The 14,135-nt window shown below is 71.8% G+C and carries 9 protein-coding genes; 5 read left to right on the top strand and 4 right to left on the bottom strand.

Annotated elements, in window-relative coordinates; translation table 11 throughout:
• Positions 1–73 precede the first annotated feature (73 nt).
• On the bottom strand, positions 74–1,387 hold the full coding sequence (locus CGQ25_RS06730) for a nitrate/nitrite transporter (protein ID WP_208712381.1): 1,314 nt from the start codon (positions 1,385–1,387) through the stop codon (positions 74–76).
• Between the two features lie 34 nt (positions 1,388–1,421).
• Positions 1,422–2,381, bottom strand: a complete 960-nt coding sequence (locus CGQ25_RS06725; protein ID WP_208712380.1) for a proteasome assembly chaperone family protein — start codon at positions 2,379–2,381, stop codon at positions 1,422–1,424.
• A 190-nt stretch (positions 2,382–2,571) separates the two neighbouring features.
• Here CGQ25_RS06725 and CGQ25_RS06720 point away from each other — a divergent pair, with 190 nt between their 5' ends.
• From CGQ25_RS06720 to CGQ25_RS06700, 5 genes are all read left to right on the top strand, one after another.
• On the top strand, positions 2,572–4,107 hold the full coding sequence (locus CGQ25_RS06720; RefSeq protein WP_255405626.1) for a leucyl aminopeptidase: 1,536 nt from the start codon (positions 2,572–2,574) through the stop codon (positions 4,105–4,107).
• Between the two features lie 217 nt (positions 4,108–4,324).
• Positions 4,325–5,707: a dihydrolipoyl dehydrogenase gene (lpdA, locus tag CGQ25_RS06715; protein ID WP_208712378.1), complete on the top strand. Its 1,383-nt coding sequence runs from the start codon at positions 4,325–4,327 to the stop codon at positions 5,705–5,707.
• Positions 5,708–5,758: 51 nt separating this feature from the next.
• On the top strand, positions 5,759–7,525 hold the full coding sequence (sucB, locus tag CGQ25_RS06710; protein ID WP_208712377.1) for a 2-oxoglutarate dehydrogenase, E2 component, dihydrolipoamide succinyltransferase: 1,767 nt from the start codon (positions 5,759–5,761) through the stop codon (positions 7,523–7,525).
• Between the two features lie 132 nt (positions 7,526–7,657).
• Positions 7,658–8,026, top strand: a complete 369-nt coding sequence (locus CGQ25_RS06705; protein WP_208712376.1) for a hypothetical protein — start codon at positions 7,658–7,660, stop codon at positions 8,024–8,026.
• A gap of 134 nt (positions 8,027–8,160) precedes the next feature.
• The gene (locus CGQ25_RS06700; RefSeq protein ID WP_208712375.1) at positions 8,161–8,586 is read left to right on the top strand and encodes an OsmC family peroxiredoxin; all 426 of its coding nucleotides are present in this window, start codon (positions 8,161–8,163) and stop codon (positions 8,584–8,586) included.
• Between the two features lie 69 nt (positions 8,587–8,655).
• Here CGQ25_RS06700 and CGQ25_RS06695 read toward each other — a convergent pair whose 3' ends face one another.
• A complete protein-coding gene (locus CGQ25_RS06695; protein ID WP_208712374.1) occupies positions 8,656–12,279 on the bottom strand; it encodes a S41 family peptidase in 3,624 nt (1,207 codons plus the stop codon).
• 85 nt (positions 12,280–12,364) lie between these two features.
• Complete coding sequence (locus CGQ25_RS06690) at positions 12,365–14,029, bottom strand: protein kinase (RefSeq protein WP_208712373.1); 1,665 nt, start codon at positions 14,027–14,029, stop codon at positions 12,365–12,367.
• Positions 14,030–14,135: the final 106 nt, after the last annotated feature.

Raw genomic sequence — 14,135 nt, 5'->3', positions numbered from 1 at the left:
AGATCCCGCACGCGGCGGCCCCTATCCCACCCATGTGGACAACTCGACGTGGACAGCGCCTGTGGAGGAGCAGTCAGCGCCGCCGGCCCGACCGGAATCGGGCCCAGACCTCGCGCAGCGGCGGCACGTGGACGTTCTGGGCCGCGAGGTTGCGGCGCACCTTCCGCCGCACGCTGAGGAGCGCGAGGGTTCCTCCGGCCATCACGAGGAGCTGCACCGCGAGCGCCACACGGAATGCGTCGAGGCTGTAGAGGCCGCCCGGTGAGAGGCCGAGGGCGTGCTGGACGTCCAGGAGGTAGCCGATGAGGAACATCGTCAGGAGCGCAGCAACGAAGCCCCCCGAGTTCACGATTCCTGTCGCCGTCCCGAGCCGGTGCGACGGGTTGAACGTCCGGGCAAAGTCGAACCCGATCATCGAGCACGGCCCGCCGAGCGCCAGGACCGCGACGAGGATCGCCATGAGCCAGACAGGCGCGCCGCCGGGGAGGAGCAGGACCGCAGCCCACGCGACCGCCGTGAGCCCGGTGATAGCCAGGACGAGCGTGGATCTGCGCAGCGGGTGCCGTGCGACGAACCGGCCCATCGGCGGCCCGGCAATCAGGGCGACCGCGACGAAGAAGGACATCAGGCCGGCGGCCGTGGAGGCGTCGTACCCCTGGCCCGCGACCATGAAGGGGAAGCCCCATGCGAGGGCGAAGACGTTCCCGCTGAACTGGACCGTGAAGTGGCTCCAGAGCCCGAGCCGCGTCCCGGGCTGCCGCCAGGCCGCCGCGAGGACCTCCCGTGTCCCCTCGGTCGGTCCCTCTCTGGGCGCCGAGACGCCGGGAGGGGCGTTCCTGAGGAGGGCGAGCACCACCACGATGACGAGCACCGACAGGGCTGCGAGGCTGAGGAACGCCTGCGTCCAGCCGGTGGCGTGCATGAGCGCGAGGAAGGGGATGACGCTCACGAGCTGGCCCACCTGCCCGATCATGCCCGTGAGCTGGCTCAGGAGCGGGGCCTTCCGGCCCTCGAACCACACGGGGACGAGCCGGAGCACCGACACGAACGTCATCGCGTCCCCCATGCCCACCAGCATGCGGCCGATGATGCCTGTCACCACGCTTTCGGCGACCGCGATCTGGAGCTGGCCGAGCGCCATGAACGTCGCTCCCACGCTGACCATGATGCGGGTGCCGAACCGGTCCACGAGCAGCCCGACCGGAATCTGCAGCGACGCATACACAACCAGTTGGACGACGGTGAAGGCCGAGAGCAGGGTGCCGCCCGCGGAGAATCGCTCCGTGGCCTCGAGGCCGACGACACCGAAGGACGTGCGCTGGACCACCGCGACGAGGTAGGCGAAGACTCCGATTCCCCACACCGTCCACGCCCGCCAGCTGTTCACCCCCCGATCCTAGTGGCCTCCGTCGGGCGTCAGCTCACAGCGGCCCGTCGTGGCGGCCGGCCTCGCCGCCCTCGTGCGTCGCGAGGTAGGCCTCCACGGCCGCGCCGAGATCCTCGGCAGTGGGCAGGCTCTCGGCCGGCCCGGCGAGGAGCGAGCGGCGTGGGTGATCGGCCGAGCGGTCGTCGAAGCGCTCCTCGAGGCCCTCGATGAGCTCCCGGACGTCTTCAGACGCTTCGACTTGCTCGGCAATCTGGCGCCCGACCTCCCGGGCAGCCTCACGCAGCCGGTCGCTGGGCAGCATCAGGTGGGACGCCGCGCCAAGGTGCTCGAGCCCGGTGACGGCAGCTGCCGGGTACTCCGACTCGGCAAGGTAGTGCGGGACGTGGACAACGAACCCTGTGACGTCGTGGCCTGCGGCGATGAGCCTGAGCTCGATGAGGTGGCCGATCGCTGCGGGGAACTCAACCGTCGGCTTCCAGCGCGATATGCCCTCGACGAGCTCCGGCCGGTTGCCATGGACAGTCACACCGAGAGGCCGTGTGTGCGGCACAGGCATTGGAATCGCGTGGACCCACAGGGTGAGCGGCACCTCAAGGCGCTCCACGAGCCCCACGACGGCGCGGGCGAACCGCTCCCACTGGAGGTCCGGCTCCGGGCCGGCCAGGAGGAGGTACGGGCGGCCGAGACCGTCCTCAAGGCGGTACAGGGCGAGCCTCGGGGGCTCGTAGTCCTCGAGGTGGTCCTCGACGAAGCGGATCCGGGGACGCCGCGACCGGTAGTCCAGCAGCTGGTCGACGTCGAACGCGGCGAGAGCGCCCTGCGACTGGACGCTGACCAGTTCATCGGTGATCTGGTGCACGGCCTGGCCGGCATCGGCAAAGCCGGTGAAGCCCATGATGAGGGGCAGGCCGCGGAGGTCGTCCTGGTCCAGCTCGGCCGCGGCGGTGTACAGGCCGGCCGGATCCTGGAGCGGCCCGGACACGGGGTCTAGCACGTCGGATGTCCTCTCTGTCGGCGCCCTGCCCCGACCGGGTCCCGGGCGGGCGGCGGGGCTGCAGTGTCCAACGCGCGGGCGCACCCCATCATTCCACCGGGACTACCATCGGAGAGACCTGAAGCAAGCGCAGCACACTGTCCAGCCCGGGCGTTCGGCGCCGGCACACGCCCAGAATCGAGGCCACCAAGTGTTCACCAACAGAGAAGTCGCCCTCAGCGCCACGTCGAAGGACCTCCGCAGGACCCCGAGCCAGGTCCTCGTCGTCGGCGTCGCCCAGGACGGTGACGGGCCTCGGCTCCTCGACAGTCCGCTCGGCGGACGCAGCGCCGAAGCCGTCGGCTCGACGCTCGCTGCCCTTGGTGTGACGGGCGCTGCGGACCAGCTCCACCGCCTCCCCGGCCTGCCCGAGCTCGGCACCGACGTCCTCGCCCTCGTGGGCGTGGGCAAGCTCGACGGCGGCGCCCCACCGAGCGCCGAGCAGCTGCGCCGCGCCGCCGGCTCTGCCATCCGCCAGCTCGCCGGGAGCGAGACCGTCGTCCTTGCCCTCCCGGCCCCCGACGAAGCATCCGTGGCAGCCGTCGCCGAGGGTGCCGCGCTCGGCGCCTATGCCTACACCGAGCACAAGTCAGCGGCCGACGAGGCGAAGGGCAACGTGCGCCGCGCCGTCGTCTACTCACCCGCCGCCGGCACGCCGGCCGCCGACGCCGCGCTGGCGCGGGCCGCCGTCCTGGGTTGGGCGGTGAACACCACCCGGACGCTGGTCAACATGCCTCCGAGCCAGCTCTACCCGGAGACGTTCGCCGACGCCGCGAAGGATCTCGCCAAGGGACTGCCCGTCAAGGTCACGGTGTATGACGAGAAGCGGCTCGCGAAGGAGGGCTTCGGGGGCATCCTGGCGGTCGGGCAGGGATCGCTTCGGCCGCCTCGCCTGGTCAAGGTCGAATACTCGCCCTCCAAGGCCGGGCCCGGCGGCGGCGTCCACCTCGTGGGCAAAGGCATCACCTTCGACACGGGCGGAATCTCGATCAAGCCCGCCGCCCAGATGGACCAGATGAAGAGCGACATGGCCGGTGCAGCCACGGTCCTGACCTCCCTGCTCGCCGCGGCCAGGCTCAATCTCCCCGTCAAGGTCACCGCCTGGCTGTGCATCGCGGAGAACATGCCCTCGGGGAGCGCGCAGCGCCCGGCGGACGTGATCACCATCCGGGGCGGCAAGACGGTGGAGGTGCTCAACACCGACGCGGAGGGACGGCTCGTGATGGCGGACGGCATCGCCGCCGCGAGCGAGGAGAACCCGGCCGCGATCATCGACGTGGCGACGCTCACCGGTGCCGCGCTGATCGCGCTGGGGACCCGCACCGCTGGCCTGATGGGCGACGACGCTGTGACCCAGCCGCTGCGCGCCGCCGCCGGCGCCTCGGGCGAGCCGGCATGGCCCATGCCCCTGCCGGAGGAACTGCGCGCCGGCCTGGACTCGGCCACGGCCGACCTCTCCAACGTCGGCGAGCGGCCCGGCGGCATGCTGACCGCCGCGATCTTCCTCCGGGAGTTCGTCGGCAAGCGCCCCGACGGCTCCGCGATCCCCTGGGCGCACCTCGACATCGCGGGCCCGGCCTTCAACACCGGGTCGGCCTACGGGCACACCCCGAAGCAGGGCACCGGGGCGATCGTCCGCACTCTCGTCTCCTACCTCGAGGATACGTCGGGCGCCACCCAGTCCTGAGTCCAATTTCACGATATGAGAACTAAAGTCCGCTCAACGAAAGTGCTAGAGTTCCCGTGACTCTTGACACAAGGCCGGGACATTCGTTCCGCAGAGGTGGAGCATAGTCAGCCGGGGATATAGGGTTTCCCTGATACCCGGGCCTGTGCGGATCGCGCAGGCAACCAGTCAAACCGACGGCGGAACACGCCGTCCCCAACGGCGAGGGAGCGTCCACGTGGCCGACCAGGCAACTGCGCAGGAATTCGACATCTTGGTTCTCGGCGGCGGAAGCGGCGGGTACGCGACCGCTCTGCGCGCCGTCCAGTTCGGCCTGAGCGTCGGACTCGTGGAGAAGGGCAAGCTCGGGGGCACCTGCCTCCACAACGGCTGCATCCCCACCAAGGCGCTCCTGCACTCGGCCGAACTCGCCGACCACGCCCGGGACTCCGCGAAGTACGGCGTGAACGTCTCGCTCGAGAGCATCGACATGACGGCGGTCAACGCCTACAAGAACGGCGTCGTTGCCGGGAAGTTCAAGGGCCTCACCGGGCTCATCAAGACCAAGGGCATCACGGTCATCGAGGGCGAGGGCCGGCTGACGGGTCCGGACACCGTCACGGTCAACGGCACGGCATACAAGGGCAGGAACATCGTCCTCGCCACCGGCTCCTACTCCCGGAGCCTCCCCGGCCTCGAGATCGGCGGCCGGGTCATCACCTCGGACCAGGCGCTCGAGATGGACTACATCCCCAAGAGCGTGATCGTCCTCGGCGGCGGCGTGATCGGCGTGGAGTTCGCCTCGGTCTGGAAGTCCTTCGGCGTCGACGTCACCATCGTCGAGGGCCTGCCCTCGCTGGTCCCGAACGAGGATGCTGCGATCGTCAAGCAGCTCGAGCGCGCCTTCAAGAAGCGCGGCATCAAGTTCAACACAGGCACGTTCTTCCAGGGCGTCGAGCAGGACGAGAACGGCGTCAAGGTCACCCTCGTCGACGGCAAGACGTTCGAGGCCGAACTCCTCCTCGTCGCCGTCGGACGCGGCCCCGTCACGGCGAACCTCGGCTACGAGGAGCAGGGCATCACGATCGACCGCGGGTTCGTCATCACCAACGAGCGCCTCCACACGGGCGTCGGCAACATCTACGCCGTGGGCGACATCGTCCCCGGTGTCCAGCTCGCGCACCGCGGCTACCAGCAGGGCATCTTCGTCGCCGAGGAGATCGCCGGCCTCAACCCGGTCGTGGTCGAGGACGTCAACATCCCGAAGGTCACGTACTGCGACCCGGAGATCGCCACCGTCGGCTACACCGAGAAGGCCGCCAAGGAGAAGTTCGGCGAGGACCAGGTCCAGACCCAGGAGTACAACCTGGCCGGCAACGGCAAGAGCTCCATCCTCGGCACCTCGGGCATCATCAAGATCGTCCGCCAGAAGGAAGGCCCGGTCGTCGGCGTCCACATGATCGGCGCCCGCATGGGCGAGCAGGTCGGCGAGGCACAGCTGATCGTCAACTGGGAGGCGTACCCGGAGGACGTGGCGCAGTTCATCCACGCGCACCCGACCCAGAACGAGGCCCTCGGCGAAGCCCACCTCGCACTGGCCGGCAAGCCGCTGCACGGCTGACACGCCGCCGCCACGATTCGCAGAGCAGAGAACTAAGGAGCACGGGGATCCATGTCTGAATCCGTCAACCTTCCAGCCCTCGGTGAGAGCGTCACCGAAGGCACCGTCACCCGCTGGCTGAAGCAGGTCGGCGACCGGGTCGAGATCGACGAGCCGCTCGTCGAGGTGTCCACCGACAAGGTCGACACCGAGATCCCGTCCCCCGTCGCGGGCGTCCTCGAGCAGATCCTCGTGGCCGAGGACGAGACCGCCGAGGTCGGAGCCCCTCTGGCCGTCATCGGTGACGGCAGTGGGTCCGGCGACTCCTCCGCCGCACCCGCGGCCGAGGCTGCGCCGGCAGCGCCCGAGCCGGCCGCGCAGCCGCAGGACGAGCCCGCCGCTGCGGCCGCCGAGCAGGCGCCCGCGCCCGAGCCTGCGGAGCCTTCCGTGGCCCAGGCTGCACCCGACGGGCACGAGGTCACGCTTCCGGCGCTCGGCGAGAGCGTCACCGAAGGCACCGTGACCCGCTGGCTCAAGGCCGTGGGCGACGCCGTCGAGGTCGACGAGCCGCTCCTGGAGGTCTCGACGGACAAGGTGGACACCGAGGTTCCCTCGCCGGTCGCCGGCACGCTCCTCGAGATCCGCGTCGGCGAGGACGAGACCGCCGAGGTCGGGGCTGTCCTCGCCGTGGTCGGGTCCGGGTCCGCCCCCGCCCCCGCACCGGCGGCAGAGCCCGAGCCCGCCGCGCAGCCGGAGCCGGCCGCTGAGCCCGCACCCGCCGCGCAGGCCGCACCGGCTCCCGCTGCTGAGCCCGCACAGGCCGCACCCGCTGCTCCCGCTGCTGAGCCCGCACAGGCCGCACCCGCTGCTCCCGCAGCAGCCCCGGCCGGCGGTGAGTCCGGCTATGTGACCCCGCTCGTCCGCAAGCTCGCAAACCAGCACGGGATCGACGTCACGACCCTCACCGGCACCGGCGTCGGCGGGCGAATCCGCAAGCAGGATGTGCTCGACGCGGCCGAGGCGAAGAAGGCCGCGAGCCAGCAGGCCCCCGCCGCGGCGCCGGCGGCAGCCCCCTCCGCCCCGGCACAGGCTCAGCCGGCTCCGGCCGTCTCGAGCCTGCGCGGCACGACGGAGAAGGCCCCGCGGATCCGCCAGGTCATCGCGCGGCGGATGCGCGAGTCGCTGGACATCTCGACGCAGCTCACGCAGGTGCACGAGGTCGACATGACGAAGATCGCCAAGCTCCGCGACCGCGCCAAGGCGCAGTTCCAGGCGCAGAACGGCGTCAAGCTCACCTTCCTGCCGTTCATTGCCAAGGCGGTGGCCGAAGCGCTCAAGCAGCACCCGAAGCTCAACGCGGAGTACGACGAGGAAGCCCAGCAGATCACGTACCACAATGCGGAGCACCTCGCGATCGCTGTGGACACCGACAAAGGCCTCCTTGTCCCGGTGATCAACAACGCCGGCGACCTCAACCTCGCGGGCCTCGCCGGCCGGATCGCCGATGTCGCCTCGCGCACGCGCAGCAACAAGATCGGCCCGGACGAGCTCTCGGGCGGCACGTTCAGCATCACCAACATCGGCTCGGTCGGCGCCCTCTTCGACACGCCGATCATCAACCAGCCGCAGGTGGCGATCCTGGGCACCGGCGCGATCGTGAAGCGTCCGTGGGTCACCCAGAACGCCGACGGCGACGACGTCATCGCGATCCGCTCGATGATGTACCTCTCGCTCACCTACGACCACCGCCTCGTGGACGGTGCGGACGCCGGGCGCTTCCTCCAGACGCTCCGTGCCCGCCTCGAGGCCGGTGCGTTCGAGGCCGACCTCGGCCTCTGACCGGACCGCCTGAGCAGGACGGCGCCCCGCCACGACCGTGGTGGGGCGCCGTCCTGCATCGTTATCCAGTTGGGACTCCGCCGCCGGCCGCTCAGGTCCTGTCGGCCCGCCACGCGCCGATAGACTCGGGGCATGTCTGTCGTCTACAACATCGTCGTCTTCCTCCACATCGTCGGTGCGGCAATGATCCTCGGCCCCTGGATCGCCAACATGAAGCAGCCGACCGTCGGCCCCCGACAGTTCGACGGTGCGATGACCCAGCTCGTCACGGGCATCATCCTCATGGGCCTCATCCCCGTGCTCGGGCAGACCGACGAGGACTTCGCGAACCCGAACTACCCCAAGCTCATCACCAAGTTCGTGGTCGCCGTCGTGATCGGGGCCCTCGCGTTCGTGGGCAACCGCCAGCGGAAGTCCGGGGCCGCCGTGGCGCCCGGCCTCGCGCACTCGGTGGGAGGCCTCGCGCTCCTCAACGTCGCGATCGCCACGCTCTGGAAGTAGTCCGCTCCCGTCCCGCAGGCCCGCCCGCCGGCGTCATGCCCGGCCAGCGGGCCTGTCCTGTGCCTAGGATGGTCGTGGACGGCGCCGTCCTGCACGGCGTCGGAGCGCATTGACCACGAACTCAAGGAGGACGCATGGCCACCATCCGCACCGCCCACACCGTCTGGCAGGGGAACCTCTTCGAGGGCGCCGGCCAGACCACATTCGACACGTCGGGTCTCGGCACGTACGACGTCACTTGGAAGGCCCGCAGCGAGGAGGCCAACGGCAAGACCAGCCCCGAGGAGCTCATTGCGGCCGCCCACTCGGCCTGCTTCTCGATGGCGTTCAGCAACGAGCTCGACAGCGCCGGCTACAAGGCTGAGCGCATCGAGACGAAGTCCGAGGTCGGCTTCGAGCCCGGCAAGGGCGTCACAGGCAGCAACCTGACCCTGACCGCCAGGATCCCCGGCATCTCCGAGGACGAGTTCCAGCAGATCGCCGAGAAGGCGAAGGCCGGCTGCCCGGTGAGCCAGGCCCTCTCCATCCCGATCACGCTCTCGGCGACGCTCGAGTCCTGATCCCGCGAGCCAGAGTGCGAGAAGGCCCCCTCCCGCAACGGGAGGGGGCCTTCTCGTGCTGGCGGCGCCTCAGCCCTCGTACGCCGGAACCGCCTCGGCGTCGGCCAGGTCCTGAGGACGCGGGGGCAGCGGCGCGGGCCGCACGGACCGGTAGCCCCGGCGCGCGGGCGGGCGCTGGGTGGGGATCTCCACAAGCATCTCCTTGAGCACTCCGATGCCGTGCTCAAGCTGCGGGTCGATGCCCGCCGCATACGCATGCGGAGGGTACGGGACCTCGATGTCCGGGTCCACGCCGTAGTTCTCGACGTCCCACCCGATCCCGCCTTCGAACCAGGTCGCGTAGCGTGGCTGCGCCACCGACGTGCCGTCGGCGAGCTTGAAGCGGTTGTCGATCCCGACGACGCCGCCCCATGTCCGGGTGCCGACGACGGGGCCAATCCCCCGCAGCTTGCTCACCTGCGTGATGATGTCGCCGTCGGACCCGGCGAACTCGTCGGCCAGGATCACGACGGGGCCGCGCGGCGCATGGCGCGGGTAGGTGCGCGGCTGCTCGCCGCGTGGCATGCTCCAGCCCGTGACCCGACGCCCGATCAGCTCGGCCACGAGCTGCGACGTGTGGCCGCCGCGGTTCCTCCGCACGTCGACCACGAGGGCGTCGAGCGCGGTCTCGGTGTCGAGGTCCCGGTGCAGCTGTGCCCAGCCCCGCGCGCCCATGTCGGGGACATGGAGGTAGCCGAACCGGCCGTCGGAGGCCTCCCGCACGAGCCTCCGGTTCGCCTGGACCCAGTCCTGGTAGCGCAGCCGCTCCTCGTCGCGGATGGGCACGACGGCGATCCGCCGGCTCATGCCGGCCGCGTCGCCGTGGGCGGGACCGTTGAGCATGGTCAGCTCGACGGTCTTCCCGGCCGCGCCCGCGAGCGCCAGCGCCGGACCGAACTCGGCTGAGAGCGGCACGCCGTCGATCTCGAGGAGGCGGTCGCCCGCGCGGACGCCCGCGCCCGGCGATGCGAGAGGGGACGCGGCAAGCGGGTCCGAGGACTCGTTCGCGAGGACCCGCCGCACCACCCAGCCCCCGTCGAAGTCGAACTCGCCGCCGAGACGCCCCTGGCCGCCGGCTCCTGCTTCGGTCACGAGCGCGGGCGTCACGAACGCGTGCGACGTGCCCAGCTCGCCGTGCATCTCCCACAGGAGGTCCACGAGGTCGTCGTGGGAGCCGAGGCGCTCCACGAGCGGGCGGTACCGGTCGTGGACCTCCTCCCAGTCGGCGCCGGCCATGTCCGCGGTCCAGAAGAAGTCGCGCTGGAGCCGCCAGGCCTCCTCGAACGCCTGCCCCCACACGGACACCGGGTCGAGGCGGACGCGGATGCGGTCCAGTTCCACCGTGATGTGGTCCCCGTGGCCGTCCTCGGCGGGACGGTCGCTCGGGACGCAGTGGACTGCACGGTCCCGGATGTAGACGACCCGGCTGCCGTCCCCGCTGATCCGGTAGCTGTCCAGAGCTCCGACGAGGGTCGTCTCTGCTCCCGTGACCAGGTCGAGTCGCTGCAGCGTGGGCGGGGTGTCCTTATCGCCCGGCTTGGCCTTGCCGTCGCCCGTCGCCCCGACGAGGTCCTGGGAGAGCCACAGGAGCGCGTCCTTCGCTGCCGTCAGGCGCGAGTAGTTGCCCTGCCGCACCGGAAGGGCCACGATGCGGTGCGCGATCCCCTCGAGGTCGACCGTCACCGACGGCGCGCTCCTCGCGCTCCCGGAGGTGGAGGACGACGGCGCGCGGCTGGCCCCGGCGTCGTCCGCGCCGTCCGCCGAGGCGGGGCCCGACGCGGCGAAGTCGGCCACGCGGGGCCCGAAGGGGCTCGCAGCCGTGGCCTCGAGCGGGAGGATGTACGGCTTGATGGGGCTCGGGAAGGACAGGTCGAACGAGTGGCCGTCGTAGACGGGGTCGAAGCTGCGGCCGGAGAGGAACGCGAGGTACTTCCCGTCCGGAGTGAACGCCGGGGAGGCGTCCCAGAAGCGGCCGTCGGTCACGTCGGCCACACGGCCGGTGCCCACTTCGGCGAGGCGGATCCTCGAGCGCGAGCCGAACGCCGTCACGGGCTCACTCCAGGCGAGCCAGCGGGAGTCGGGGCTCCAGGCGAGCTGCCCGATGCTGCCCTCGTTCACCGTGCTCAGGGTCGTCGCCGTGCCGGCCTCCACATCGACCAGATGGACCTCGCCGAAGGCCGTGCCCGCCGCGACGAATCGGGCGTCGGGACTGGGGAGGAGCTCCGCGACCCGGCTCGCGCTCGGCAGGGCGACGCGGCGCAGGCGCGGCAGCGTGTCCGCCTCGGCCTCGACGTCGACAGGCACGGTGCGGCGGCCGGGGACCACGTACGAGCGCGGCGGGCGGGTCCGCGACACTGCCGATGCCGGCAGGGGCTCCGGCCGGCTGTCTTCGGAGAGCCCATAGGTCTGGCCCTGTACGCCGGAGCCGGGCCGCTCGTCCGCGGGAGCCCCGCTGAACGCCGAGACCGGGCGGGGAAGACCGTCGTCGGAGGCGGTCGCAGCGGCCCCAGTACCTTCCTCGGTACGGGCCGCTGCGCGGCCCGCTGCCGCGAGAGCAGCCTCCTCGGCGCCGGAGAGCCGCTTGATGAAGAGGCCCTCCTCCCCCTCGTGGTCGGCGATGAACACCACCGAGTCCGCCCCGAGTGGCCGGGCCAGCCGCGCCCGAACGCCGGGCGTGGCCTCGACGACACGCGAGGGGCCGTCCCGATGGGTCAGCCAGTGCACCGTCCCGTGCGACTCGACGACGCTCGCCCGCCCGTCCGGCGTTGGGACGACGTCGCCGAGGTGACGCGCGACGGCGAGCGGCACGGAGCGCCGAGAAGTCGAGGCGGACGCGAGTGCGATGTCGAGGCGGCGGGGCTCGGCGTCGAGCGAGTCCAGGAGCCAGAGCTCACCCGCCGACTCGAAGGCGATGCGGACGCCGTCGGTGCTCGCGTGCCGGACGTAGAAGCGGTCCGAGTCGGTGTGGCGGCGCAGGTCGTGTCCGGAGCGGTCCACCGAGTAGAGGTTGCCCACGCCCTCATGGTCGGAGAGGAACGCGATCCGGCCTCCCACCCAGAGGGGGTCACAGAGGTTGCCGTCGAGCTCGGGGACGAGCCGCCGGAACTCCCCGCCACCGTCGGGGTCGATCCAGAGTTTGCCGGCGGCGCCTCCCCGGTAGCGCTTCCAGGAGGCCGGGTCGCGCGTCAGGACGCTGCTGACGACGACCGGCCTCTCGTCGCCGATGCTGGGTCCGAATGCCACCGAGTCGACCGGCCCGTACGGGAGCTCCTCGAGCCATCCGCCCTCGACCGGCATGGTGTAGGCGTGGGTGTGGCGCGCGTCGGGCTGGTTGTGGGCGCTTGTGACGATGACCCGCCCAGACGGGTCGAAGCCGCGCACCCTGGTCGTGGAGTGCCCGAACCAGCTCAGCTGCCGGAACCCGCCGCCGTCCACGTCCGCGGACACGACCTCGGGCGCGCTCCCCTGCACGACGGTCCAGACGACCTTGGTGCCGTCGGGCGTGAAGCGGGGGTTCCGTGCCGGCAGCCGCAGGGCGGACAGCCGCCACGCGCGGCCCCCGGCGACGGGAGCGAGCCAGACGTCATCCTCGGCGACAAAGGCCACGAGGTCCCCGTGCACATGGGGATAGCGGAAGTAGCTGGAGCCAGTCATCCTCCGATCATAGGCAGGAGGCCCCGGCACCACAGGGCGTGCTGCCAGCGCGGCACGGCACTGTGACGCACGCCGCAGCGGCGCTTCAGGCAGGCAGGATGCGGGCCACCTTCCAGCGTCCCTTCTCGCGCCCGAGCACGATCCGCAGCTCCTGGTCCACGCCGGCCGCGCGCTCGCCCACGGTGGCACCCGCGCTGTCCCGCACGGTGTAGCCGCTCGTGACGACCCGGACACGCACGACGGCGTCCCGGTCACCGTCGGCGGCCCGGGCGCCCCCCGCGGGTCCCGCCGCATCAGCGGGCACCGGAGCGGCTGCATCCCGCGCCGCGGACAGGACGCGGGCGCTGAACCCCTCGAGCCGCTGCCCCGCCGAGTCGAGCCGGTCCAGCAGCGCGGCGTCTGCAGCCGCCGTCTCGGAGGCGGGCACGTTGACCGCAGCCAGGAGCTCCCGGTCCTTCGCCGCGATCGCGTGCCCGCGGATCTCCGACAGCGCCTGAACGGCCTGGACGGGGTCCACCGACTCCGCGCCGCGGCGCAGCTGGTCCGGGAGTCCCGCCCATGCGGCAGCGGCCTCTGCGGGCCCCTGCCGCGCCCCCTCGGGCACGGACGCGGTGGAAGCGCTGCGGGGGGCGGGGGCAGACGGCCACCAGATCGCCCCGAGCACTGCGGTGGCGGCCAGAACCGCAGCCCCTCCCCAGAGCAGCCGTGCTCTGGCGCGCACTTTCGCGGACCGAACCCCGGCGGCCAGGAGTGGGCGGCTGCGGCGGCGCGGCCCGCGCCGTCGGCGCCCGGGTTCGGGACCGAGCCGGGTGAGCAGGTCCGGAATGACGTCCTCGTCGACCGCCGGAGCGAGGTCGACCCGCTCGGCGCGGGCACTGCGGAAGACCGCCCGGGCGAGCTCCGCGGCCGAGATGCGCTCCCGCGGATCGTCGCGCAGCGCAGCCTCGATGGCGGCCGCGAGCTCCGCAGGCACGTCCTCGACGACGAGTGCGAGCGGTGGGCGCTGGACTGTGGGCTGCGGCGGCTCCCCCGTGAGGGCGAACCACGCGACGGCGCCGAGGGAGAACACGTCTCCCGCGGCGGCGCGCGCGGCGGGCCTGAACGCGGCTGCGGCGGCGCGGGGGCCGCCGTCGTCCGCCGTGAGGGCCGGCACGCCGCCGGGCATCGACGCCGGGTCGCGGAACCCCGGGGTGCCGCCCACTCGCAGCGAGATGTCCCCGACCATGCGGGCCAGCCCGAAGTCGCCCAGCAGCGGCTTGCCCTGTGCCGTGAACAGGATGTTGCCGGGCGAGACGTCTCCGTGCGTGCTCCCCTCGGCGTGCAGCGCCGCGAGGGCCTGGGCGATCGGCGTCACCACGGTCACGCACTCCCCGACCCCGAGCCGGCCGCGCACGCGGACCAAATTCCCGAGCGAGCCGCCGGGGGCGTAGTCCATCAGCAGGGCCACGGCGCCGGCGGCGGCGCCGGCCGCCGCGACAGCTCTCACGGGGAGGAGGTGCTCGTGCTCCCGCGACCTCGACAGCCGCAGCTCGCGCCGCGCGAGCGCGAGGGCATCTGCGCCGTCCCCCGCATCCGGCCCGGGCGTGAGGACCTTGGCGGCAAGCATCCGGCCACCGTCCACCTCGCGGACGAGCCATACGCTGCCCGCCCCACCACGGCCGAGAAGGCGCACCACCTCGTAGCCGGGAAGGGCGGGTGCTGCCGTCTCGGGCGAAGGGCCGGACGGGTGGATCTCGGGCAGAGGTTCCATGGGTCATGTCTACCGCAGGGCGGCCGATGCTGCAGAAGTTATCCACAGGTCCGAGCTGACGCGGCAGCATGTGGCGTCCCCCACGTCAATGCGACGTTGGCCACAC

The organism is Sinomonas sp. R1AF57 (assembly GCF_002224485.1).
In the GTDB taxonomy this organism is placed as follows: domain Bacteria; phylum Actinomycetota; class Actinomycetes; order Actinomycetales; family Micrococcaceae; genus Sinomonas; species Sinomonas flava.
This window is presented reverse-complemented; position numbering and strand designations above follow the sequence as displayed.